The 23561-nt window shown below is 72.8% G+C and carries 23 protein-coding genes; 14 read left to right on the forward strand and 9 right to left on the reverse strand.

Annotation, left to right across the window (positions count from 1 at the left end; translation table 11 throughout):
* Positions 1–71: 71 nt before the first annotated feature.
* Positions 72–1337: an IS1096 element passenger TnpR family protein gene (locus ACPYO6_RS13805; RefSeq protein ID WP_425715333.1), complete on the forward strand. Its 1266-nt coding sequence runs from the start codon at positions 72–74 to the stop codon at positions 1335–1337.
* Between the two features lie 42 nt (positions 1338–1379).
* On the opposite strand, the gene ACPYO6_RS13810 is transcribed toward ACPYO6_RS13805, so the two are convergent.
* Entirely contained in the window at positions 1380–2105 is a 726-nt protein-coding gene (locus ACPYO6_RS13810; protein ID WP_425715334.1) for an NAD(P)-dependent oxidoreductase, read from the reverse strand.
* On the reverse strand, positions 2102–3148 hold the full coding sequence (locus tag ACPYO6_RS13815) for an EamA family transporter (protein WP_425715335.1): 1047 nt from the start codon (positions 3146–3148) through the stop codon (positions 2102–2104). The genes ACPYO6_RS13810 and ACPYO6_RS13815 overlap by 4 nt, the downstream gene beginning before the upstream one ends.
* 79 nt (positions 3149–3227) lie before the next feature.
* On the opposite strand from ACPYO6_RS13815, the gene ACPYO6_RS13820 reads away from it, so the two are divergent.
* The 3 genes from ACPYO6_RS13820 (at position 3228) to ACPYO6_RS13830 (ending at position 4866) form a co-directional block, all read left to right on the forward strand.
* On the forward strand, positions 3228–4094 hold the full coding sequence (locus tag ACPYO6_RS13820; protein ID WP_425715336.1) for a LysR family transcriptional regulator: 867 nt from the start codon (positions 3228–3230) through the stop codon (positions 4092–4094).
* A gap of 95 nt (positions 4095–4189) precedes the next feature.
* Positions 4190–4474 (forward strand): type II toxin-antitoxin system Phd/YefM family antitoxin, encoded by a 285-nt coding sequence (locus ACPYO6_RS13825; RefSeq protein WP_425715337.1) that lies wholly within the window; start codon positions 4190–4192, stop codon positions 4472–4474.
* Positions 4471–4866 (forward strand): type II toxin-antitoxin system VapC family toxin, encoded by a 396-nt coding sequence (locus tag ACPYO6_RS13830; protein ID WP_425715338.1) that lies wholly within the window; start codon positions 4471–4473, stop codon positions 4864–4866. Before ACPYO6_RS13825 ends, ACPYO6_RS13830 begins: the two co-directional genes overlap by 4 nt.
* Before the next feature lie 30 nt (positions 4867–4896).
* On the opposite strand, the gene ACPYO6_RS13835 is transcribed toward ACPYO6_RS13830, so the two are convergent.
* The 4 genes from ACPYO6_RS13835 to ACPYO6_RS13850 form a co-directional block, all read right to left on the reverse strand.
* Positions 4897–5850 (reverse strand): AEC family transporter, encoded by a 954-nt coding sequence (locus ACPYO6_RS13835; RefSeq protein ID WP_425715339.1) that lies wholly within the window; start codon positions 5848–5850, stop codon positions 4897–4899.
* Between the two features lie 94 nt (positions 5851–5944).
* The gene (locus ACPYO6_RS13840) at positions 5945–6340 is read right to left on the reverse strand and encodes a hypothetical protein (RefSeq protein ID WP_425715340.1); all 396 of its coding nucleotides are present in this window, start codon (positions 6338–6340) and stop codon (positions 5945–5947) included.
* A gap of 27 nt (positions 6341–6367) precedes the next feature.
* Positions 6368–6667: a hypothetical protein gene (locus ACPYO6_RS13845; protein ID WP_425715341.1), complete on the reverse strand. Its 300-nt coding sequence runs from the start codon at positions 6665–6667 to the stop codon at positions 6368–6370.
* Positions 6664–6849, reverse strand: a complete 186-nt coding sequence (locus tag ACPYO6_RS13850) for a hypothetical protein (protein ID WP_425715342.1) — start codon at positions 6847–6849, stop codon at positions 6664–6666. Before ACPYO6_RS13850 ends, ACPYO6_RS13845 begins: the two co-directional genes overlap by 4 nt.
* 404 nt (positions 6850–7253) lie before the next feature.
* Between ACPYO6_RS13850 and dnaK the strand changes: the two genes are divergently transcribed.
* From dnaK to ACPYO6_RS13870, 4 genes are all read left to right on the forward strand, one after another.
* On the forward strand, positions 7254–9152 hold the full coding sequence (gene dnaK / locus ACPYO6_RS13855; protein WP_425715343.1) for a molecular chaperone DnaK: 1899 nt from the start codon (positions 7254–7256) through the stop codon (positions 9150–9152).
* Positions 9149–9919: a nucleotide exchange factor GrpE gene (locus ACPYO6_RS13860; RefSeq protein ID WP_425715344.1), complete on the forward strand. Its 771-nt coding sequence runs from the start codon at positions 9149–9151 to the stop codon at positions 9917–9919. The genes dnaK and ACPYO6_RS13860 overlap by 4 nt, the downstream gene beginning before the upstream one ends.
* A 178-nt stretch (positions 9920–10097) precedes the next feature.
* Positions 10098–11084, forward strand: a complete 987-nt coding sequence (locus ACPYO6_RS13865; RefSeq protein ID WP_425715345.1) for a DnaJ C-terminal domain-containing protein — start codon at positions 10098–10100, stop codon at positions 11082–11084.
* Positions 11081–11563 (forward strand): heat shock protein transcriptional repressor HspR, encoded by a 483-nt coding sequence (locus ACPYO6_RS13870; protein WP_425715346.1) that lies wholly within the window; start codon positions 11081–11083, stop codon positions 11561–11563. Before ACPYO6_RS13865 ends, ACPYO6_RS13870 begins: the two co-directional genes overlap by 4 nt.
* A gap of 14 nt (positions 11564–11577) precedes the next feature.
* Here the strand turns inward: ACPYO6_RS13870 and ACPYO6_RS13875 are convergent, their stop codons facing one another.
* A complete protein-coding gene (locus tag ACPYO6_RS13875) occupies positions 11578–13011 on the reverse strand; it encodes a YfcC family protein (RefSeq protein WP_425715347.1) in 1434 nt (477 codons plus the stop codon).
* Positions 13012–13229: 218 nt separating this feature from the next.
* Here ACPYO6_RS13875 and ACPYO6_RS13880 point away from each other — a divergent pair, with 218 nt between their 5' ends.
* On the forward strand, positions 13230–13751 hold the full coding sequence (locus tag ACPYO6_RS13880) for a DinB family protein (RefSeq protein WP_425715348.1): 522 nt from the start codon (positions 13230–13232) through the stop codon (positions 13749–13751).
* Positions 13752–13914: 163 nt separating this feature from the next.
* Positions 13915–14697 (forward strand): hypothetical protein, encoded by a 783-nt coding sequence (locus ACPYO6_RS13885; RefSeq protein ID WP_425715349.1) that lies wholly within the window; start codon positions 13915–13917, stop codon positions 14695–14697.
* Positions 14698–15017: 320 nt separating this feature from the next.
* On the opposite strand, the gene ACPYO6_RS13890 is transcribed toward ACPYO6_RS13885, so the two are convergent.
* Together ACPYO6_RS13890 and ACPYO6_RS13895 are read right to left on the reverse strand one after the other, a co-directional pair.
* Positions 15018–17138: a prolyl oligopeptidase family serine peptidase gene (locus ACPYO6_RS13890; protein WP_425715350.1), complete on the reverse strand. Its 2121-nt coding sequence runs from the start codon at positions 17136–17138 to the stop codon at positions 15018–15020.
* Positions 17139–17398: 260 nt separating this feature from the next.
* Positions 17399–17587: an antitoxin gene (locus tag ACPYO6_RS13895; RefSeq protein WP_425715351.1), complete on the reverse strand. Its 189-nt coding sequence runs from the start codon at positions 17585–17587 to the stop codon at positions 17399–17401.
* Between the two features lie 238 nt (positions 17588–17825).
* Here ACPYO6_RS13895 and ACPYO6_RS13900 point away from each other — a divergent pair, with 238 nt between their 5' ends.
* The 4 genes from ACPYO6_RS13900 to ACPYO6_RS13915 all read left to right on the forward strand — a co-directional run bounded on the left by ACPYO6_RS13900 (position 17826) and on the right by ACPYO6_RS13915 (position 23517).
* Positions 17826–19286: an amidase gene (locus ACPYO6_RS13900; RefSeq protein WP_425715352.1), complete on the forward strand. Its 1461-nt coding sequence runs from the start codon at positions 17826–17828 to the stop codon at positions 19284–19286.
* A gap of 215 nt (positions 19287–19501) precedes the next feature.
* Positions 19502–22291: an ATP-binding cassette domain-containing protein gene (locus ACPYO6_RS13905; protein WP_425715353.1), complete on the forward strand. Its 2790-nt coding sequence runs from the start codon at positions 19502–19504 to the stop codon at positions 22289–22291.
* Between the two features lie 85 nt (positions 22292–22376).
* Positions 22377–22988, forward strand: a complete 612-nt coding sequence (locus ACPYO6_RS13910; RefSeq protein ID WP_425715355.1) for a hypothetical protein — start codon at positions 22377–22379, stop codon at positions 22986–22988.
* Between the two features lie 148 nt (positions 22989–23136).
* A complete protein-coding gene (locus ACPYO6_RS13915; RefSeq protein ID WP_425715356.1) occupies positions 23137–23517 on the forward strand; it encodes a hypothetical protein in 381 nt (126 codons plus the stop codon).
* Positions 23518–23561: the final 44 nt, after the last annotated feature.

A 23561-nucleotide genomic window follows, 5' to 3' on the forward strand; every position in this document is an offset into this window, starting at 1 on the left:
ATACGCGTGTTCAGTCGGGTGGCAAGGGGTTTTCGCGACTGCTGTGCACCGGCCCGTGCCACGCTGGAGCCATGGCGCGCACATGGCTGACGGTGACGGTCGAGCTCCTCGGCGGGCGGTGGGAGGAGCTCTGGCCACAGCCGGGGCGGGTGTTCGCCGTCGGGCCGTCCCACACGTTCGAGGCGCTCGCCGACGCGATCAACGACGCCTTCGGGCGCTGGGACCTCGCGCACCTGTCGGTCTTCACGCTCGAGGACGGGCGGGTGGTCTCCGACCCGGAGACCGTCGACGAGGCGGTGAGCTCGATGGCGGGGCCGCTCGTCGGCGGGCTCGACTCCGGTGCCACCAAGGTGGCGAAGGTCGTGGGCACGGGCGACGAGATGAGGTTCGAGTTCGACCTCGGCGACGGCTGGGTGCACCGGTGCGTGGTGGGGGTGAAGGTCGATCCCGACGAGGTGCTCGGGCTGCGGCCGAAGCGCCCCGTGGCGTTCCGGGGCTGGGGCACGCTCCCGGACCAGCACGGCCGCCGGTGGTGGGGCGACGACGGTGAGGGCCGGGTGCCGCGGCGACCGCCGCAGGCGGACCCGATGCTCGCGGGGGAGTGGCCGCCGGCGGACCGGGCGCCGGGGCTCGATCTCCGCGAGGTGCGTGCAGCCGTCGCGGCGCGGGATGCGCAGTGGTTCCTCGACGCGGTCCTCGGCCGCGACGTCGACGACGCGCTCCAGCAGGTGGGCGCCGGACTCCCGTGGGCGCTCGTCGATGATCGCGGGGCCGTGGAGGGGCTCGCGCTGGCGATCGTCAACCGGCTCGGCGTGCGTGACTTCGAGGGGGACCGCGTGCTGGCGGACGACCTGCTCGCCCTGCTGAGGCAGGAGCCGCTGGGTGACCGACTACTCCCGGTCGACCTCGCGACGCTGGCCGAGGTCATGCACGAGGACCCCGAGTCCTCCGAGGCCGGTTACGTCGACCTGGAGACCGGCGCGGTGTTCCACGCCTTCGAGGCGGACGACGGAGTCGTCGGCGACGACGTGGCGATCGACGTCGAGTCCGACCCGGACCGGTACCTCGAGGTCGAGCCGGTCGAGAAGCGGGCCGCCTGGCAGGACATGGCGGCCTTCGCCGAGGCGCAGGCGGGGCGCGAGGGCGGGTCCGAGGTTCAGGATCGGCTCGAGCGGGCGATCGACGGGTCCGGTGCCTTCCGCCGGTTCCGGGACCTCATCGAGAAGGAGGGACTGGTCGAGCGCTGGATGGCGTTCTCCGAGGACCGGCGGATCGGCCGTGCGCGGGCGGTTCTCGCCGACGAGGGCATCCGGGTGGGGGAGCCTGTCAGGGACTGACGGCTGACGGTTGATGGCTGACGGCTGACGGTGGTTGGCCGCTCAGGTCTCGGCGACCGTGACGTGCCTGTCGTGGCCCGGGTGTTCGAGCTCGTCGACAACTGCCGCGGCGAGGTCCTCGGCGGAGATCCGGGAGACGCCGTCGGCATCGGTGAGCAGTGTCGTCGTGCCGCGACGGTAGGAGCCGGTGCGCTCGCCGGGCTCGAGGACGGCCGGGGGGCTGAGGTAGACCCAGTCGCGGTTCGCGTGCCGCTCGCAGATATCGAGCTGGGTGACGCTCGCGCCGGCGATCTCGCGCCACTGCGCCGGGACGTACGCGGGGTCGTCGACCACGACCCGGTCCGCGCCGCGGGGTGATCGCAGCGGACCCGCCCCGCCGACGACGAGGAGTCGCGCGCCCCGGCGCCCTGCGGCGTCGAGCACGGCCTCGGTCACGGGCACGATCGCGCCGGGTCGGCCCGCGGGAGCGCGCACGGTTAGGACCGCCGCGTCCGCCCCGCCGAGGGCGTCCGCCACCTGGTCGGTCGCGGCGGCGTCGAGCGCGAGGGGCTCGACGGTTCCTGTCGGTTGGTGGACGTGCGTGCCGGGATCGAGTGCAGCGTGGACGTGCGTGCCGAGGACGTCCGCGCCGGGAACGTGCGCGCCGTGGGTGTGGCGGTGCCGGCCCGGCGTCCGGGCGGCCGCGGTGACGTGATGCCCACGCGCGGCGGCCTCGGCGACGATCCGCGTGCCCACCATGCCGGTAGCGCCGATGACGAGGATCCTCACGGCGCGACCACCTCCTCGCGGTCCGCGTCCGCGTGTGGGTGCTCCGGCGGCTCCGGCTGTTGCGGAGGCTCCGGCGCCTCCGGCCCCGGCCGGCCACGACGTGTCCGCGGCGAGAGCTGCCCCGTCGCCAGGGCAGCGAGAGCCACGGCGAACCCGACGAGCTGGACCCCGTTCAGCGACTCGCCCGCGAGGAGCGCGCCGAGCGAGGCCGCGACGAGCGGTGAGAGCAGCCCGAGCAGGGCGGTCGGAGCGACCGGGAGCCGCCCGATGCCGCGGAACCACAGCGTGTAGGCGAGCAGCCCGCCGACGAGGCCGAGCCAGAGGTAGCCCGCCACGCCCCCGGCGTCGACGTGGGTGGGAACGCCGTCGATCACCAGCGCGGGGACGAGGAGCACGAGCCCGCCGGCGGTCAGCTGCCACGACGCGAGGCCAACCGCGCTCACCCCCGCCGGCCGCCCCCACCGCTTGGTGAGCACGACCCCGGTGCCCATCGAGGCGGCGCCCGCGATCCCGGCGACCACCCCGACGAGATCCAGCCCTGCTCCCGGTCCGAGGACGACGAGACCCACCCCGACGACGCCGGTCACGCCCCATGTGAGCCGCCATGCGGAGAGCCGCTCGGGAAGCAGCGCAGCCGCAAGGAGGGCGACGAGCAGGGGTTGCGTGGCCCCGAGTGTCGCGGCGACGCCGCCCGGCAGCCGCTCGGCCGCGACGAACAGGAGCGGGAAGAAGATCCCGATGTTGAGCGTGCCGAGGACCGCGGCGCGCCACCACCAGTCGCCGCTGGGGAGCTGCCGCGCGACGAGCAGGCCGAGGAGTCCCGCGGGCAGGGCGCGCATGAGGCCGGCGAAGACCGGGTGGTCCGGCGGCAGCAGCTCGGTCGTCACGATGTACGTGGTCCCCCAGACGGCGGGCGCGACGGCGGTCGCGAGCAGGAGGCCCGCGCGCCGGGCGCCGTGCGGTGCCGGAGGAGAGGTCGTGGCCGGCGCGGACACCGGTGGGGTGACGCCGCGGGTGGGCGTCGTCGTCGGCTGGATCGTCATGTCCTTACCTTCCGCCTCCGACCGGCGATCGGTCCAACACATCGTTGTCATGGGAACGATCGCGCAGCATGATGGATGGATGGAGCTCCAGCAGCTGCGCTACGTCCTCGCCGTCGCCGAGACGCGGAACTTCACGCGCGCGGCGGCGCAGTGCTTCGTCGTCCAGTCGGCGCTCAGCCACCAGGTGGCCGCGCTCGAGAAGGAGCTCGGCGTCCGGCTGTTCGCCCGCACGAGCCGCCGGGTCGAGCTCACGGCCGCCGGCGAGGCATTCCTCCCCGCCGCCCGGGCGAGCCTCGAGGCGGCCGAGCGTGCGGCGGCGCAGGCTTCGGCGGCCGCCGGGGAGGTGCGGGGCACGCTGCGGATCGGCCTCATCCCCACCGTCACCGCCCTCGACGTGCCCGCCACGCTGCGCCGCCTTCACGACGCGCACCCCGCCGTCCGGGTCACGGTGCGGGGCGGGGACAGTGACCGGCACGTCGCGGCGATCCGGGCCGGGGAGCTCGACGTCGCCGTCCTCGGCCTGTCCGAGCGGACGCCGCCGGCCGGGGTCGCCTCGCGCGAGCTCACGCGGGACCGGCTCGTCGCCGTCCTGCCGGCGACGCATCGCCTCGCTCGTCGTCGTCGGATCCGACTGGCGGACCTCGAGGGCGAGACGTTCGCCGACTTCGGCGAGGGCTCGCCCGGGCGGGCCCAGAGCGACCTGGCGTTCGAGGCGGCCGGCCTCGCGCGGTCGGTGACCTTCGAGTCGATGGGCTCGGAGCTCATCCTCGGGCTCGTGGCGGAGGGGCTCGCGGTGGCGCTGCTCCCGCCCGCCGTCGTCCCGGCCGATCGGCGCACGGTCACGGTCGAGGTGACGGACGGCCCGGTCCGGGTCGAGCACCTCGCGTGGAGCGACTTCAACCCCGCCCCGGCGACGACGGCGTTCCTCGAGCTCGTCGGTCCCTGACGGCAGCATCTGACGCACTCATGGTCGCGGTCGTGTCGCCGCGAGGGCCGCGCCTGCCGGTCGACGTGTAGCACATGAAGTGCTACCGTGTGGGGATGGAACGTATCGGTGTCCGCGAGCTGCGACAGAACGCGTCGCGCTACCTGGCGCTCGTCAAGTCCGGATCGACGGTCGAGGTCACCGAACGAGGCGAGCTTGTCGCGCTCCTCACCCCGCCGTCTGGAGCCGTGACCGCACGGGATCGACTGGTGGCCTCCGGCCACCTCCGGCCGGCAGGCAGCCCGAGCGGTCGTGCGCGAACCCCCCGGCCCTTGTCGATCGCGAACGGCGGGCCGACGAACCAGGAGCTGCTCGACGTCGAACGGCAGGAGCTCCTGTGATCTACCTCGACTCGTCGGCGCTCATGAAGCTCGTGCGTCGTGAGGCCGAGACCGATGCTCTGGTCGAATGGATGGGCGCGCGTCCGGACGACCTCCTGGTGACGAGCGAGCTGGGAAGGGTCGAGGTCCTCAGGGCGGCGCGGAGGGCGGGCGATCTGGCCCTCGCCGAGGCCCGGCTCGTGGTCGGTGACCTCGATCTGGTCCCTCTCGGCCGTGACGTTCAGGATCTCGCGTGCGACCTCGGTGTGCCGATGCTGCGCACGCTCGACGCCCTGCACCTCGCGTCAGCACTGGTGCTCGGGAATGCGCTCGGCTCGTTCGTCGCCTACGACCACCGACTTGTCGATGCCGCCGGGGCTGCCGGTCTTGCCGTCGTCGCACCCGGCACCTGATCGGCCCTCCGCTCGCCTGCGTACAGCCGGCTACATCCACCCGGCAGCGGACAGGGCGAGCATCCAGCCCGTCAGCGTGAGGAACGAGCACGCGGTCTGGAGCATCATCGTCGCCGTCGGCACGTCGGTCTCCCCGTACTGCTCGGCGAGCGCCGGCAGCACCGAGTAGGTCGGCAGCGCGCACATGAGCACGGCGGCGGCCCGCAGTTCGTCCGGCAGCGAGGGCAGTCCGGCGGCGTCGAACGCCAGGAGCAGCCCGACGGCGATCGCCGGCATCACCGCGAGCTTCCCGACCACGGTGGCGAGCACGTCGCCGAGCGCCCCGCGGATCCGTAGGCCGACGAACATCCCGCCGACGGCGAACAGCGCCACCCCGGTCGACGCCCCCGCGAGGAGGTCGACGCCGTTGCCCAGCGCGGACGGCACCTCGAGCCCGGCGGCGCTGAGCGCGAGCGCGGCGACGATCGCGACGACCATCGGGTGCAGGAGGACGCCGCGGACGGTCGCGACGAGCCGGTCCCTCACCGTGCCCGTGCCCGTGGCCCGCTCGGCCAGGAGGAGGGTGAGCGGGATGATGAGCGCGTTGTCGACGATCATCCCCATCCCGACGGCGGCTCCCGCCTGCTCCGTGAACAGCAGGAGGAAGACGGGGAACCCGATGAACCCGTTGTTCGTCCCTGCCATCCCGGTGCCCATGAACACCGTGCGCACCCGGTCGCGACCGCGGGCACGGCCGTAGAGGGCCGCGAGGCCGAACATCACCAGCGCGGCGAGGGCGTAGGTGAGCAGGTAGGCGGCGTGGAAGACCTCGGCGGGGGAGCGGCCGGCGAGGTTGGCGAAGATGAGCAGCGGGAGCGCCACCTTGACGACGAACCGCGAGAGCACGCTCGCGTCCTCGCGCCGGAACATCCCGATGCGCGTGAGCACGTAACCGAGCGCGACGACGAGGAACACCGGCACCGTCGCCGCCAGCACGTGCTGCACGTTGCCTCCAGGGTGGTCGACGCGGGGTTCGTCGTCGTCGGGCGATTGTCGCCCTACCCGAAGGTGTCGGTGTGCTTGCTCGACCCGCCGTTGGTCACAGTGCTTGAAGCCGCGACGTGTTCGTCGGTGGCGCAGGATCGGGTGCGGTGATGCGATAGCCCAGCTCGTCGAGGATCGCCACGGCCTCGTCCGGGGCGTCGCGGACGACGGAACGAGTCTGCTGGCGTCGCCAACGTTCGCGACCTCGGCGAAGAGACTCGCGCCCCTCGGGGGACACGTCGACGCCGAGCTCCGAGACGAGCATCTCGAGCAGGTCCTGGAGGCACGGGCGGAAGCGGTGACCGCCGAGTGGAAAGTGCAGCTCCGCGAGCTTCGGGACCTCGGTGGCCGCGGCGCGACGTTTGCCGCGCATCGTGGACGTCCCGGCCTGGGACATGACGTAGGTAGCAGCGTCGCGATGGGCGTGCACCTGCAGGTGGGCGCCCGGCATCTCGGACTTCGGATGACGGACGTAGTCTTAGCGGAACAGGGGCTCGCCGGAGGCCCGCTCACCGGCGTATACCGCGAAGCTCGAATGCTCGACCGCGAGGAACGTCGCTGACGAGTCGAGCTCGCAGTGGAACTTCACCTTGAGGGTGAGGAGGCGACCGCCGTCGACGTTCAGCGGTATCCCGGTCGCGGGAGCCTGTTCAACGGTCACCCGGTTCTCGAGGGCCACGGCGGTGAAGGGTGCGGCGTCCGGTGCGAGCGACCGGACGGTGTCGGAGATGTCTGTGGCGAACGCCTGGGCCTGGCGGACCAGGTCGTCGGACGTCACCTCGACAGGAGGAAGTCGAGGCTCTCGAGCTCGTCGAACAGCGCCAGCTCCTCGGCCGAGAGGAGGTACTCGGACGCGCGCGTCCGGAACGCGTCCTCGTCCTCGCCGACACGGCTGAGGATCGCGTCGCGCCGCGCGTTCGCCTCGACGGCATTCAGGTGGCTGACGACGACCTGGGTCATGGCGTGGGCTCCTTCGGGGATGGAAGGGCCGACGGTATCCGTAGGCACTGACAGTAGCGCTGCGACGGGGCGACTCGGCTGATGCTCGTGTGTGGCGAGGCTGCGGCGGCTCCCGGTCCTGGGCGCGGTGGGCCTCACCTGCGATCTCGACGACGAACCGCAATCTCGACGACGACGAACCGCAATCTCGACGACGACGAACCGCAATCTCGACACCGAGGGGCGGGCGAGGGAATGGATCCCGCAGCGCCAAGGTTGAGCCATGCAGACTCAACTTCACACCCGCGCGGCTGGACAGCGGAACCGCGCACGGTGCAAGGTTGAGTGCATACGACTCAAGACCCAGTCGGGAGTCGCGGCCGCCCCGGTCGCGTCGCCGGCGTGACCACCAAGGAGCACCTCTTATGGCACGAGCAGTCGGGATCGACCTCGGCACCACGAACTCCGTCGTCTCCGTCCTCGAGGGCGGCGAGCCCACCGTCATCGCGAACGCCGAGGGCGCGCGCACCACGCCGTCCGTCGTCGCGTTCAGCAAGTCCGGCGAGGTCCTCGTCGGCGAGATCGCCAAGCGTCAGGCCGTCACCAACGTCGACCGCACGATCTCGTCGGTCAAGCGCCACATGGGCACCGACTGGTCGGTCGACATCGAGGACAAGTCCTACTCGGCGCCCGAGATCTCGGCGCGCATCCTCGGCAAGCTGAAGAAGGACGCCGAGTCCTACCTCGGCGAGCCCGTCACCGACGCGGTCGTCACCGTGCCGGCGTACTTCAACGACGCCGAGCGCCAGGCCACGAAGGACGCCGGCCAGATCGCCGGCCTCAACGTCCTGCGCATCGTCAACGAGCCCACCGCGGCCGCCCTCGCCTACGGCCTGGAGAAGGGCAAGGAGGACGAGCTCATCCTCGTCTTCGACCTCGGCGGCGGCACGTTCGACGTCTCCCTGCTCGAGGTGGGCAAGGACGAGGACGACTTCTCCACGATCCAGGTCCGCGCGACCTCCGGCGACAACCGCCTCGGCGGCGACGACTGGGACCAGCGCGTCGTCAGCTGGCTCGTCGACACGGTCAAGGGCCGCGGCGGCCCCGACCTGTCCAAGGACAAGATCGCGCTCCAGCGCCTCAAGGACGCCGCGGAGCAGGCCAAGAAGGAGCTCTCCTCGGCCACGTCGACGAACATCTCGCTGCAGTACCTGTCGATGACCCCCGAGGGGCCGATCCACCTCGACGAGCAGCTCACGCGCGCCAAGTTCGAGGACATGACCAAGGACCTCCTCGACCGCACCAAGGCGCCGTTCGAGAACGTCATCCGCGACGCCGGGATCCAGCTCTCCGAGATCGACCACGTGGTTCTCGTCGGCGGCTCGACCCGCATGCCGGCCGTCACCGAGGTCGTCAAGTCGCTCACCGGTGGCCGCGAGCCCAACAAGGGCGTCAACCCGGACGAGGTCGTCGCCGTCGGCGCCGCCCTCCAGGCCGGTGTCATCAAGGGCGACCGCAAGGACGTCCTGCTCATCGACGTCACCCCGCTCTCCCTCGGCATCGAGACCAAGGGTGGCGTGATGACCAAGCTCATCGAGCGCAACACGGCGATCCCGACCAAGCGGTCCGAGGTCTTCTCCACGGCCGAGGACAACCAGCCCTCGGTGCTCATCCAGGTCTTCCAGGGCGAGCGCGAGTTCGCGCGGGACAACAAGCCGCTCGGCACGTTCGAGCTCACCGGCATCGCGCCGGCGCCCCGCGGCATGCCGCAGGTCGAGGTCGCGTTCGACATCGACGCCAACGGCATCGTTCACGTGTCCGCCAAGGACAAGGGCACCGGCACCGAGCAGTCGATGACGATCACCGGCGGCTCCGCCCTGCCCAAGGACGAGATCGACCGCATGATCAAGGAGGCCGAGGCCCACGCCGCCGACGACGCCAAGCGTCGCGAGGAGGCCGACACCCGCAACACCGCCGAGCAGCAGGTCTACTCGGTGGAGAAGCAGCTGACCGACAACGCCGACAAGCTCCCCGAGGACGTCTCCTCCGAGATCCAGGCGTCCGTCGACGAGCTGAAGAAGGCGCTCGAGGGTGAGGACGTCGAGGCCATCAAGACGGCCCAGAACGACCTCAACACGAAGGCCATGAAGATCGGCGAGGCGCTCTACGCCGCGCAGGGCGCCGAGGACGTCGGCGCGCAGGACCAGCCGAACTTCGGTGACGCCGGTGCGACCGATGCCGGGGCCGGCGAGGGTTCCGGGTCCGGTTCCGACGAGGACGTGGTCGACGCCGAGATCGTCGACGACGAGGAGGACAAGAAGTGACCGAGCAGCCCGACCGACCGCGGGAGGAGCCGGTGGTCAACGACCGTCGGCGCATCGACCCCGAGACCGGCCGGGTGCGTCCGCCCGCGGCGGGCGGCGCCGGTGCGGCGCCCGAGCCGGGTTCCGGTCCGGGTGCGGCTGCCGGTCCCGACGACGCGGCGAGCGTCCCGGGGCCCGACGGCGCGGGCCAGGTCCCGGGGGAGGCTCCGGCCGCGCAGGGCGCAGGCGGGCCCGACGCCGGGGCGGCAGGTGCCGCCGGCTCGCCTGATGGCGCCGGCGATGCCGGGGACGCCGGTTCCGCCGGTGACGCCGACCCGCTGGCCCAGGCGCAGGCCGAGGTCCTCGACCTGCAGGACCAGGTCGCGCGCCGCAAGGCGGACCTCTACAACGTCGAGCAGGAGTACGCGGCGTTCGTGCGGCGCTCCCGCACGGAGGCCTCGGGCCACCGGCAGGCCGGCGTCGAGTCCGTCGTCGAGTCGCTGTTCGGCGTCCTCGACGACGTCGCGCTCGCGCGGCAGCACGACGACCTCACCGGGCCGTTCGCCTCGATCGCCGACAAGCTCGAGCAGACGCTCCAGCAGCGGTTCGGGCTCGAGCGGTTCGGCGCCGTCGGGGAGGAGTTCGACCCCACCGTGCACGAGGCGCTCATGAGCACCGACAGCGCGGAGGTCGAGGTCACGACGATCGACCAGGTCCTCCAGCCGGGCTACCGCATCGGCGAGAAGGTCGTGCGGGCCGCCCGCGTGGCGGTGCACTCGCCCGCGTGAGGACGGCCGACGATGCCCGTGGGCGCCGCAGCGATGTGGCGCCCACGGGCACGCGCTCGCGGCGGGGCATGTACCCGCCCACGGGCACGCGCTCGCGGAGCGCAACGAACCCGCGGATGCGTGCGAACCCGCGGCGGGAGGACCACAGGTGGAGCTGGGACGAGGGAGGTGGTGAGTGATGGCAGGGCAGGACTGGCTGGAGAAGGACTTCTACCAGGTGCTCGGCGTGTCCAAGGACGCCGACGCCGACACGATCAAGAAGGCGTACCGGAAGCTCGCGCGGAAGTACCACCCCGACCAGAACCCCGGTGACACCAAGGCCGAGGAGACCTTCAAGAAGGTCGGCGAGGCCTACGACGTGCTCTCGGACCCCAAGGACCGCAGCGAGTACGACGCGCTGCGGGCCATGGCCGGCGGGCGGCCCCGGTTCTCCGGCGGCCCCGGCGGGAGCGCGGGGGCCTCGGGCTTCGAGGACGTCTTCTCCTCCGGCTTCGGTGCCGGCGGGCGCGGGCAGTCCTACGCGTCGGCGGGGGACGCCCCCGGGTTCGACGACATCCTCAGCTCGATGTTCGGGTCGGCGGCGCCGTCGGGCTTCGGCTCGCGGCGTCGGGCGCAGCGCGGCCAGGACGTCCTTGCCACCACCACGCTGCCGTTCCGGCAGGCGGTCGACGGGTCGACGGTCGAGCTGACCGTGGACGGGCGCAGCGTCACCACCCGCATCCCGCCGGGCGTGCGCGACGGCCAGAAGATCAAGATCTCCGGCAAGGGGCGCCCCGGCTCCGGCGGGGCTCCCGCGGGCGACCTCATCATCACGGTCGAGGTCACGCCGCACCCGGTGTTCACGCTCGACGGCGCCAACCTCCGCGTGACGGTGCCCGTGACGTTCGACGAGGCCGCGCTCGGGGCCACGATCGAGGTGCCGACGCTCGACGGCGACCCGGTGCGCGTCAAGGTGCCGGCGGGGACGCCGTCGGGCCGGACGCTGCGCGTGCGCAAGCACGGCGTCCAGCGCGCCAAGGGTGCGCCGGGCGACCTCATGGTCACGGTCAACGTGGTGGTCCCCTCGCGGCTGAGCGCAGCGGCGCGGAAGGCGGTCGAGGAGTTCGCCGCCGCGAACGGTGACGCGAGCCCGCGCGAGTTCCTCTTCGAGCAGGCCGCCCGATGAGCGCGGCCCGGGCAGGGGCGGGTCGCGGGCGCGGCCGTGCCCGGGTGCGGGCGGAGGACCAGATCGGGCCCGACTCCGCCGTCCTCACCATCTCGGTCGCGGCCGAGCTCGCCGGCATGCACCCGCAGACGTTGCGCCAGTACGACCGGCTCGGGCTCGTCGAGCCGCACCGCACCCCGGGGCGCGGGCGCCGCTACTCGCTGCGGGACGTCGCGCGGCTGCGGGAGGTCCAGCGGCTGTCCCAGGACGAGGGCGTCAACCTCGCGGGCATCCAGCAGGTCCTCCGCCTGCGCGACGAGCTCGACCGCGTGACCGCCGAGCTGGAGTCGCTCCGCGCGCGCGTCGAGCCCGGCAGCCGGGTGTTCACGGCGAGCCCGACCGGCGTCGTCGTGGCGGGTCCGCGCGGGAGGCGCGTGCGCGGGGAACGGCGCGAGACCGGGGCGCTCGTCCTGTGGCAGGGCTCCCGGTACGGGCGCTGACGCCGTGACCTGCGTCAGCTCCAGCCGGTGAGCTGGGCGTAGACGAGGAACCCGACGGCGACGAGCGCCCAGATCCCCAGCAGCGGCGCGTAGAAGCGCAGCCACTTGTTGTACGGCACGCGGGCCACCACGAGCGAGGCCATGAAGTAGCCGGACATCGGGTAGACCACGTTGGTCAGGCCGTCGCCGAGCTGGTACGCGAGCACCGCGCTCTGCCGCGAGACGCCGAGGATGTCGGACAGCGGTCCGAGGACCGGCAGCGTGACGAGCGCCTGCCCCGAGCCCGAGGGCACGATGAGGTTGAAGAACGCCTGGACGACGAACATGCCGACGACGAACAGCACGGGCGGCAGGACGCCGACCACCTCGAGCCCGTGGACGATCGAGTCGAGGATCTGACCGTCCTCGAGCAGGATCGCCACACCGCGCGCGACGCCGACGACGATCGCCCCCGAGAGCACGTCCCGCATCCCCTGCTCGAACCCGTTCGCGACCTCGCTCGGACGTAGCCCGCCGACCAGCCCGACCACGAGGGCGATGACGATCCACATGCCCGCCATCTCGGGGAAGAACCAGCCCTGCGCGATGATCCCCCAGATCAGCAGGCCGGCCAGCGCGAGGAACGCGATGCCGGCAGCGACCTGGCGGCCGGTGAAGGCGTGGTGCTGGGTCGTGTCGAGGACGACGTCCTTGCCGTCGGCGCGCTGCTCCGCGGTCAGCAGCGAGCGGCTCGGGTCCTTCGCCACCCGGCGCGCGTACCAGGTGACGTAGAGGCAGGCCGTCGTGATGAGGACGACGTAGAGGACGATGCGCAGCCCGATGCCGGAGAACGGCTCGAGGCCGGTGATCTGCTGGCCGAGCCCGGTGTTGATCGGGTTGAGGAAGCCCGCGGCGAAACCGGCGCCGGTCCCGAGCAGGGCGACGGCGGCGGCCACGATGCGGTCGTACCCGAGCGCGAGCATGAGCGGGAGGATCGCGGGGATGTAGACGAGGCTGAGCTCGGGGACGCCGATGAAGCTGGCCACCAGCGAGAACGGCACCATGAGCGCCGGGATGACGAGCGCCCCGCGGTTCGCGAACACGCGGGCCACCCACGAGAGCACCGTGTCGATGAGCCCGGTCCGGCGGACCACCTCGAACATGCCGCCGACGGTGAACACGAAGAAGACGATCTGCCCCGCGTCGATGAGGCCGCGCGGGAACGCCGTGAGGAGCTGCATCGCCGAGACGGGGTCCGCGTCGACCCGCCGGAAGCTGTCCGGGTCGACGACCTCCCGCCCGTCCGGCCCGGGCACGCGGTCGTAGAGGCCGGCCGGGACGAGGTAGCTGAGGATCGCCGCGAGGAGACCCAGGGCCACGAGGACCACGAGGACGTGCGGGAACTCCCGACGGCGGCGCTCGGTGGTGGTGGTCGGCTCGCTCGCGTCGGGACGCGGTGATTCGGACATGCTCCGACCCTAGGAACGTGTGTCTGGTCCCGTGCGGCTCCCGGACTCGGTCTCAGATCCTGGTCCGGCGATGGTGCGGCGCTCCTCACCGGCTCGAGATCAGGTGAGGGTGGCGAGACCAGGGGTGGTGTCACCTGGTCTCGTGCACCTTCCCCTCCTCTCGTCGGGGCGTGCGGCGTAGCGTGGCCGGTGACCGCGCCGCGAGAGGGAGGATCACCGTGATCGAGCCGGAGACGAAGGACTGGACCTGGGTCCTCACGAGGCGCTGCGAGGAGTGCGGGACGGAGTCCTCCGCGTTCACGCCCGCCGACGTCGCGTCCGAGCTCGCCGACGCCGCCCGTCGCTGGGCCGAGGTGCTGCGTCGCGACGCCGTCGCCGACCGCCCGGACGACTCGACCTGGTCGCCCCTCGAGTACGGCGCCCACTCGGCCGACGTCCTCGACGTCATGTCGACCCGGCTCGCGCTCATCCGCGGCGGCGACGGCCCGACGTTCGCCGACTGGGACCAGGACCGCGCTGCCGTCGACGGCAACTACCTCGCGCGCGACCCGGGCGAGGTCGCGCGCACGTTCGCCGAGCGGGCGGAGGAGACCGGCATCGTGTTCGGCGCCGTGCCCGAGGCCGCGTGGGAGCGCCCCGGCTACCGCTCCGACGGCGCCGCGTTCACCGTGCGCACCCTCGCCCAGTACCTGCTGCACGACATCCGCCACCACCTCCACGACGTCGGGAGTGCGGCCTAGCCCCACCCCCTTCCGTCGAGATTGCGGTTCGTTGTCGTCGAGATTGCGGTTGGGAGCCCCACCAACGGTCGAGAGTGAGGCTGAGGCGGCCGTTCGTCGTCGAGAGTGCGGCTGAGGACGGCCGGTCGGCGTCGGCGGTCCGAACCCTTGGCACACTGGGCGGGTGACATCCGCGCCCGGTGAGCAGCCGGACCCCGACGCCGAGCCGGTCCGCGACCCCGAGCCGGAGCCCGACCCGTCCCGCGACGACGCGCGAGGCCCCGACGACGCCGAGCCGGAGCCAGACCAGTCCCTCGACGACGCGCGAGGCCCCGACGACGCCGAGCCGGAGCCAGACCAGTCCCTCGAAGCTGCGCGAGTCCCCGACGACGCCGAACACCCGTCCGCCGACGACCGCGGCACCGGCCCCGCGCCGAGGCGGATTCGCCCGACCACGACCCGCGCGGCGGTCCTCTGGATGATCGTCGGCGTCCTCGTCGGCGCGCTCGTCCCGGCGTTCGCCCTGGCCTGGGGGACGAACTCGGCGACGGGCGTCGTGCGCGAGGCCGTCGACGCGGCGTCGCCCGTCGGCACCGGCCGCCACGAGCTGGCGGGGGAGAGCACGTATCTCATCGTCGGCGAGCGGGGCACGACGGGGCAGTGCGTCGTCACCGGCCCCGACGGCTCCTCGCTCGACATCGAGCTCGAGGAGGTCTTCCAGGCCGGCGGGGGCTCGCGCGAGGTCAGCCTCGGCAGCTTCGCCGCGGGCTCGGACGGGACCTACGACGTCGACTGCGACGCCGGCGGCGCGGACCTCGGCATCACGCAGTCACCGTCGCTCGGCGGCTGGTCGGTGATGGGGGCGCCCCTCGTCGTCGGGATCCTCGGCCTCCTCGCGGGGTTCGCGATCGGTCTCACCGGCCTCTTCGCCTGGATCAAGGCGCGGCAGAACCGCTGGAACCGCTGATCTGCGCAGCGCACCGTTCATCGAGATTGCGGTTGGTGCACGCCGAGATTGCGGTTGGTGCGACGCAACCCAACCTCGGCGACGACGCCGACGAACCGCAACCTCGACCGTGTGCCGACCTGTCCGGCGGTGCTGAGCCGCACTCTCGACACGAGCGAGGCGGAGCTCCCAACCGCAATCTCGACGACGACGAACCGCAATCTCGACGACGACAAACCGCAATCTCGACGACGACAAACCGCAGTCTCGACGACGACGAACCGCAATCTCGACGACGACGAACCGCAATCTCGACGAAGGAGACGAAGGAAGCTGCGCGGTCAGTCGCCGAGCTGCTGCCAGAGGAACTCGTACGCCAGCGCCTGGAGGTAGGCGCGCTGGGCGTTCGTCGCTGCGCCCCCGTGGCCGCCCTCGATGTTCTCGTAGGAGCGGACGTCCTTGCCGGCCTCGAGCATCTGGGCCGCCATCTTGCGGGCGTGGCCGGGGTGCACGCGGTCGTCGCGGGTCGAGGTCGTCAGCAGCAGCGGGGGGTAGTCCTTGTCGGCGTCGAACAGGTGGTACGGCGAGAAGGTCTTGATGAAGGACCACTGCTGCGGGTCGTCGGGGTCGCCGTACTCGGCCACCCACGAGGCGCCGGCGAGCAGGTGCGAGAACCGCTTCATGTCGAGGAGCGGGACCTGCGCGACGACGGCGCCGAACTTCTCCGGGTAGAGAGTGAGCATGACGCCCATGAGCAGGCCGCCGTTCGACCCGCCCTGGATGCCCAGGTGCGCGGGGTCGGTGACCTGGCGGTTGACGAGGTCGTCGGCCACGGCGGCGAAGTCCTGGTATGCGCGGTGTCGCCGGTGGGTGAGGGCGGTGCGGTGCCAGCGCGGCCCGTACTCGCCGCCGCCGCGGATGTTGGCCACGACGTACACGCCGCCGCGCTCGAGCCAGGCCCGACCCACGGAGCCCGAGTAGGACGGCAGCAGGGAGATCTCGAAGCCGCCGTACCCGTAGAGCAGGGTGGGCTGCGGCTTCCCGCCGTCGCGCCGCCACTCCGCCGTGCCGACCCCGGCCTTGCCGACCTGGAAGTACGGGACCTGGGTGCCGTCGTCGGAGGTGGCGAAGAACTGCTCGACGACGAGGTCCTCGTCGTCGAAGAACTGCGGCATCATCTTCAACGGCTCGACGGCCTTGGTCTGGCCCGCGCCGGAGAGCCGCACGAGGTTGAGCGAGCTGGGCTGGAGGAAGTCGGCGGTCGTCAGCCACACGTCGTCGGACTCGAGCTCGTCGACGGCGGCCACCGACATCGACGCCATCCGGGACACGGCCAGGCGCGGCGACCCGGCGGCGGACAGGGCGAGCGGACGCTCGAGCCACTCGCCGTCGGAGGTGGGCGGCGGCGTGCGCAGCTCGAGTCGGTTCGTCACGTCCTCGAGGACGTTGAGCACGAGGTGGTGCCGGGTCCAGGCGTAGCTCGACAACGCCGTGGTCGGCGTCGGCACGAACAGCGTGGAGATCGTGCCCTCGCCGGCGAGGAACTCCTCGAGGTCGACCCCGAGGAGCGTGCCCGCGCGGTACATCGTGCCGCGCAGCTTGCCGGTCTCGCGCAGGAGGATCGTCAGCCACTCGCGGTGGACGTCGACGGACGCGGTGGTCGGGACGTCGATGCGCACGAGCGAGCCGTCCTCGCGCTCGAGGTGGATCTCCTCGTCGAAGAAGCCGACCGCGCGGCTGACGAAGGTGCGCTCGAAGCCGGGCGTCGAGTCGTACGAGGCCGCGACGGCCACGTCCGAGACCTCGCCGGCGAACAGCTCGGGCGCGTCCGCGAGGTCGGTGCCGCGCGCCCAGCGGCGCACCGTGCGGGGGTAGCCGGACTCGGTGAGGGAGCCCTCGCCGAGGTCGCGGCCGACGAGCAGCACGTCCCCGCTCGCGTCGCCCCACGCGGCGAAGCCCTTGGACTCCTCGAGCCGGAAGCCGTCCTCGACGAACTCGCGGGTGGTGAGGTCGAACTCGCGCACGACGTCAGCGTCCGAGCCGCCCCTCGAGAGCGAGACGAGGGCCCGGTCGAAGTCGGGGCGCCGCACCCGCGCGCCGTGCCACACCCACTGCTCGCCCTCGGCCTCGCCGAGTGCGTCGACGTCGAGCAGGACGTCCCACTCGGGCTCGCGCGTGCGGTAGGACTCCCAGGTGGTGCGGCGCCACAGGCCGCGGGGGTGCTCGGCGTCGATCCAGTAGTTGTAGAGGTGCTCGCCGCGCTGGACCACGGCCGGGATCTTCTCGGTCGAGTCGAGGACCTCGAGGATCTCGGACCGGATCTCGTCGAACCGCGTCGTCGAAGCGATCTCCTCGGTGACCTCGGCGTTGCGTTCCTCGACCCAGGCGAGGGCGTCGGCCCCCTCGACCTCCTCGAGCCACTCGTGGGCGTCGTCGGGCTGGGCCTGGGCCGTCGAAGTCATGCGCACATTCCACCACGTCGTCATGCAGGTCACATGGGTACCGCTGCCGGAGATGTCGCCCGGGCCGCCTCACCGGGTCGGCGTGTCACTGTGCGGTCGGCGCGCGGACGGCGGGGTCGGCGCGCGGACGGCGGGGTCGGCGCGCGGACGGCGGTCCGAGCGATCGCACGGCAGACAGAGCGACGGCCGGCCCCCGGACTGGGGGACCGGCCGTCGAGCGTCGGGGGCTAGCTCCCCGAGAGTGTGCTGATCGGTCGCGCTCAGTTCTCGCCGGCGCCCTCGTTGCCGATGCGGCCGTCGGCGCCCTCGCGAGCGCTGTCGATCTTGTCGGAGTACTTCCCACCGGTGGCGTTGTCCGCGGCGTTGCCTGCGGCGTCGAGCCCCTTGTCGGAGAACTCCTCACCCTTGTCGCTGGAGACTGCGTCCTTGGCCTTGTCGAAGATGCCCATACGTGCTCTCCTTCCAGTCGCGTCAACCGTCCGGGTGGCACGGCCGATCTCCATCCTTGCGCATCCCGGGGGGCCCGGGTCAAGCGCGATCGACGACGACGAACGGCGCGTGGGCCCTCCCTGCCGAGACGGGCGACCGCCCCGTGGGCCCACGACAGAAGGGGCCTGGGACGACCCGGTCGGTCCCTCGACCCGACCGCCCCGACCGGTCCCTCTGCCCGGCCCGTAGTCTCGGGTCATGGCCCAGATCCACGAGCTGACCGCCCTCGACCTGGCCGCCGCGATCCGGTCCGGCGACGTCTCGCCGACCGAGGTCGCCGAGCACACGTTGCGCCGCATCGAGGCCCTCGACCATCGGGTGGGGGCGTTCGTCCACGTCGCCGCCGACCGCGCGCTCGCGGACGCGACGGCCGCGGAGCAGGTCCTCGCCTCGGCCTCGCCCGGACCCGGCGGCTCGCCCGACGCCGACTCGCTGCCCCCGTTCCTCGGCGTCCCCGTGCCCATCAAGGACCTCAACCAGGTCGCCGGCCTGCCCTTGCGCCTGGGCTCGGCCGCGTTCGCGGACAACGTGGCCACGCTCGACGACGGCATCGTCACCCTGCTCTCCGACGCCGGCACGACGATGGTCGGCAAGACGACCACCCCCGAGTTCGGCATGCCGCCGTACACGGAGCCGGACGTCGGACCGACCGCCCGCACGCCCTGGGACACGACCCGGTCGGCGGGCGGCTCCTCCGGCGGCGCCGGGGCGGCGGTCGCGGCGGGTCTCGTCCCCGCGGCCCAGGGCTCCGACGGCGGCGGGTCGATCCGGATCCCGGCCGCCGCCTGCGGACTGGTCGGGCTGCTGCCGACCCGGGGTCGCATCTCGTCCGGCCCGCACCAGACCGACGGCGTGGGGCTCACCCGCAGCGGCGTCCTCACCCGCACGGTGCGCGACACGGCGGCGCTGCTCGATGTCCTCGCCGTTCCCCGGCCCGGCGATGTCTATCGCGCGCCCGAGCAGGCCGGTACCTTCCTCGCCGCCTGCGACACCCCGCCGGAGCGGCTGCGCATCGGCGTGCTGCGCGAGCCGATCTCGATCGCGACCGAGGTGCACCGCGAGGCGCTCGCCGGGGTCGACCGCGCGATCGCGCTGCTCGAGGCGATGGGGCACGAGGTCGTCGACGTCGGCGTGCCGTTCGGGGTGGCGGAGTGGGAGGCGTTCCAGCCGGTGTGGGCCACCGGCGCGGCGGCCGCGCCGCTCGAGCCGGAGCAGGAGGAGCTGCTCGTCCCACTCACCCGGTTCCTGCGGGAGCAGGGTGCGTCGGTCACCGGGGTCGAGTACTCGAACGCGGTGACGGCGATGCACCTGCTCACCCGCCGCACCGCACAGGTCTGGGCCGACGTCGACGTGGTGCTCAGCCCCACCCTGTCCGGCCCGCCGGCGCCGGTGGGGTCGATGCGCGACGACGACGACCCGCAGCAGGACTTCCTCGACCAGCGCGCGTACACGCCGTGGACCTCCACCTGGAACATCACCGGCGCCGCGGCGATCTCCGTGCCGCTGCACCGCGCACGGGTGGACGACGCCGGACCCGAGCTCCCGTTCGGCGTCCACCTCGGCGGGAAGGTCGGGTCGGAGGCGCTCCTCCTCGGCCTCGCCGCGGCGCTCGAGGCGGCGGACCCGTGGCCGCACGTCGCACCCGCCTGGGAGGCGTGACGCGTCCCGCGGGGGAGCGGCGAACCGGTCCGACGCACGTGCCCGGACCTTCCGGCGCGCCGGCCGTCGACGGGACCGGGTGACGCGGACGACCCGGCCCGGGGACCTCTGACGCGTCCTCGGCGTCCCGTGGCCATTAGCATGCCGTGGGGCGGCGCCCCGCAGGACGGCGCCCGGCGGTCGCACGACCCACGCTTTTCGAGAGGAACCACTGCATGCGGACGGGCATCGAGATCGCCTCGCCGATGGGGACCGCCACGCGGCCCCCGGGCGGACGGGCACTGGTCGGCAGCGCCCCGCCGGCCGACCTCATCATCGGCCACCCCGCGGTGGCGCCACAGAACCTCGAGATCGCCGAGACACCGAACGGCTGGATGATGCGCGTCGTCGGCGGCGCCGCGTTCGTCGGCGGCCGCCAGCTCACCGCGCCGGCCGCGATCGGGCAGGGCGTCGTCGTGCGGCTCGGGCACCCGGCGCAGGGCCCGGAGATCCGGATCCGTCCCGTCGGCGCGCCCGCCGGTGCGGGTGGCCCGACAGCCGGCCCGTCAGCCGCCTCGGCCCACTCCGCCGGCCCGTCCGCGGCATCGGCCCACTCCGCGGGCCCCTCCGCCGCGTCCGCCCACTCCGCAGGGCCGTCCGCGGCGTCGGCCGCGAGCGCCGGCCCGCCGGCCTCGTCGGTCCCCACGCCTGCCAACCCGCGCTCCACGCAGGCGCCCCCCTCCCCGCAGGGTGCCCCTGCGGCGTCGGGCGCCCGGCCGGCCGACTCCCGACCGCCGGCCGGCCCCCCGACGGGAGCTCCGGCGTCGGGCCCGTCCCGTCCCGCACCCACGCCCTCGAACGCGGAGCCCTTCAGCGGCGCGAGCGGCCCCGATGCCCCCGGCGCCCGCCGGCCGTCCACCCAGGAGCTGACGGTCGGCGCGCCGCTCGCGCCCGCCCCGTCCGGCAGCCCGGCGGCCGGCTCACCCGCGTCCGCCGCTGCGGGCCGACCGCCCGGCACGCTGACCGTCGGCCGCGCCCGCAGCGCCGACATCACGCTCGACGACCCGCTGGTCTCCGGCCGGCACGTCGACCTCGTCCCCACCCAGGGTGGCTTCCGCGTCATCGACCGCGGCTCGCTCAACGGTACGTTCGTCAACGGCGCCCGGGTCACCCAGGGGATGCTCCAGATGGGCGGGATCCTCGGCGTCGGCGGCTCGTTCCTCCAGCTCGTGCCCGGCGGCCTCGTGCCGATCGACATCTCCGGCGGCGAGGGCAGCCTCGAGGCTGAGGACCTCACGGTGCGGGTCGACGCATCCTCGGAGGAGCGGAAGAAGCTCAAGGCGCAGGGCGCGAAGGACCCGTCGAAGAAGACGATTCTCGACGACGTCACCTTTTCGCTGCCCGGGCGCTCGCTGCTCGCCGTCATCGGCCCCTCGGGCGCCGGCAAGTCCACGCTGCTGCGCTCGCTCGTGGGCCGCCCGCCCGCCGACGAGGGCATCGTCCGCTTCTCCGGCCTCGACGTGTACGAGCACGAGGCCACGATGCGCAACCGCATGGGCGTGGTCCCGCAGGACGACGTCGTGCACCGCACGCTCACCGTCCGCAAGGCCCTCGACTACGGCGCCGAGCTCCGGTTCGACGAGTCGGTGCAGCGGCGCGACCGCGAGCAGGCCGTCGAGCGTGTGATGAGCCAGCTCGGGCTCACCGAGCACTCCTCGACCCGGATCGACCGGCTCTCCGGCGGTCAGCGCAAGCGCGTGTCCGTCGCGCTCGAGATGCTCACCCAGCCGGACCTGCTCTTCCTCGACGAGCCGACGTCGGGGCTCGACCCCTCCCTCGACGCCGAGGTCATGCACCTGCTCGCGGAGATCGCCCACGGCGACGACTCCCGGGGCGTGCGCGGCCGCACGGTCGTCGTCATCACGCACAACGAGGTCAACCTCGCCCAGTGCGACAAGATCCTCCTGCTCGCGCCCGGCGGCAAGACCGCCTTCTACGGGGCGCCCCACGAGGTCAAGCCGTACTTCGCCAAGGCGATGCGCTACCTCGGCCGCGAGGTCAAGGACCCCGACGACCTCACCTACGCGCAGATCTACGCGTTCATCAAGGAGGACCCGACCCGGTCCAAGCAGATGTTCGAGGGCGCGTCCGCGCGGCCGCACGTGCGCCGCGTCAACGTGGCCCGGCCCCAACAGCTCGACCGCCGCAGCAAGCAGTCGGTGGGCAAGCAGGTCTCCACGCTCGCGCGCCGCCAGCTCAGCCTGATGTTCGCCGACGGGAAGTACCTGTTCTTCCTGCTCGTGCTGCCGGTGCTGTTCGGCCTGCTCACGGTCGCGGTCGGGGGTGAGCTGGGCCTGCGGCAGCCCGATCCCGGCGAGACCATCACCGGGGAGTCGATGCAGATCCTCACCGTGCTCATGGTGGGGCTCGCGTTCGGCGGCCTCGCCGTCTCGGTCCGAGATCTCGTCGGCGAACGGCACATCTACAAGCGGGAGTCGGCGGTCGGGCTCAGACCGGACGCCTACCTCACCGCGAAGATGGTCGTGCTCGGCGCCTTCGCGGTGTACCAGGGGCTCGTCGCATCGATCATCACGCTCATGCTCCACGACCCGCCGACGAACTCCGCGCTCCTGCCCGACGGAAGCATCGAGATCGTCGTGGCCGCCGTCGTGCTGGCCTTCACCTGCATGGTCATGGGGCTCATGCTGTCCGCGATCGCCTCGAACTCCGAGCAGATCATGCCGCTGCTCGTCGTGGCCGTCATGCTCCAGCTCGTGCTCTCCGGCGGCGTCATCGACGTGGCCGGCCAGCCCGTGTTCGAGCAGATCGCCTGGCTGATGCCGGCGCGCTGGGGCTTCAGCATGGCGATGTCGAGCGTCGGCATCACCGACTGGCACCCGTACCAGGACGACCCGCTGTGGGCGCAGGAGCCGAGCATGTGGTTGCTCGGGCTCGGCATGCTGATCGTGTGGGCGATCGTCTACGCGATCGTCGCGCGCTGGCGGCTCGTCAAGCAGGCGGACTGACAGGAGACCGGATGTGAGCGACGTCGGCGGGGCACAGGGTGGTGCCCCGGGTGGGCAGGCGGGGAGCCGGCGACGGTCGTCACCGGTGCTTCTCGTCGTCGGGCTGCTCGTGGGCGCCGCCCTCGGTGTGGGCGGGACCCTCGCCGTGACGGGCGGGCTGCTGAGCTCGGAGCCGGACGGGGTGACGCTGCCCGCCACGCTCGGCGGGATGCGGCCCCACTCCGAGGTCGCCGCCGACCAGGACGGACCCGCCGAGTTCGCGGCGTTGCGCGAGGAGGCGGTCGCCGAGGTGGCCGACGGCCTGTCCGCGGCGCACGACGGCGCCGCCGCTGCCGGCCAGGTCTACATGTCCGACGATCTGGCGGAGACCGTCACCGTCTACGCGGTCGCTGCCGAGGCGCCGGGTCTGTGGTCGTCGGAGGACTCGCTCGCCGCGGCGGAGACGATGGGGATCGCCACCCCGATGGCGTGGGTGGAGACGGACGGGGAGGCGCAGTGCCTCGTGCGACAGCGCGAGTTCGGCCCGTTGCTCCAGGAGGGCGAGACGCCGTCACGCGATGTCGAGAACGTGGTCGTCTCGATGTGCCAGGAGGTGCGGGACGGCGTGACCGTCCTCGTCGAGGCCCACGGTGAGGTGCCGCTCCCGCGCGGCCTCGAGCTGGTGCGCGAGGCCGCCGACCAGGTGCAGGTCGACTGAGCGGTCGGGCGCGTGACGACGGCGGCGTCGTTGCGGGTGGGATCGCCGATCGATAGCGTCGGGGTGACGGCAGGCGTCCCCACCGTCCGGACCGTGATCGCCCCAGGCTCGCCCCTACCGCAGCGCCCGAGGCCATGGAGGTTCCCCGATGACTGCACCGACGACCCCTCGCTCCGTCCACGACCGGACCGCCCGACTCGTCTACATCGGCCCGCTGCTCGGGTTCCTCGCCGCGGGGGCGCTCGTCCTCACCGGCCTCGATCCGGCGCGCGACGGTGGGAGCACGAACCTGCTCTCGCTGGTTCCCGTGTACATCCCGCCGCTCATGCTCGCGCTCGCCGTCGGCAACCCGCCGAAGAACCACCCGCGCCGCCACGTCCTGCTGACGACGCCCGCCGCCGCCTTCGGTCTGGTGACGGTGACCCTCGTCGTCGGGTCGATCCTGCTCGACACCCTGGCCTGGTGGATCGGGGGAGCGGTCGGCAGTGCGGTGCCGTTCGTCGTCGTGGGGCTCGCGGCGCGGCGCTGACGCACGAGGGGTGACGCCGGGATGCGCCGGGCGTCGTCGTCGAC

Source organism: Georgenia sp. Z1344 (genome assembly GCF_049856295.1).
In the GTDB taxonomy this organism is placed as follows: domain Bacteria; phylum Actinomycetota; class Actinomycetes; order Actinomycetales; family Actinomycetaceae; genus JB111.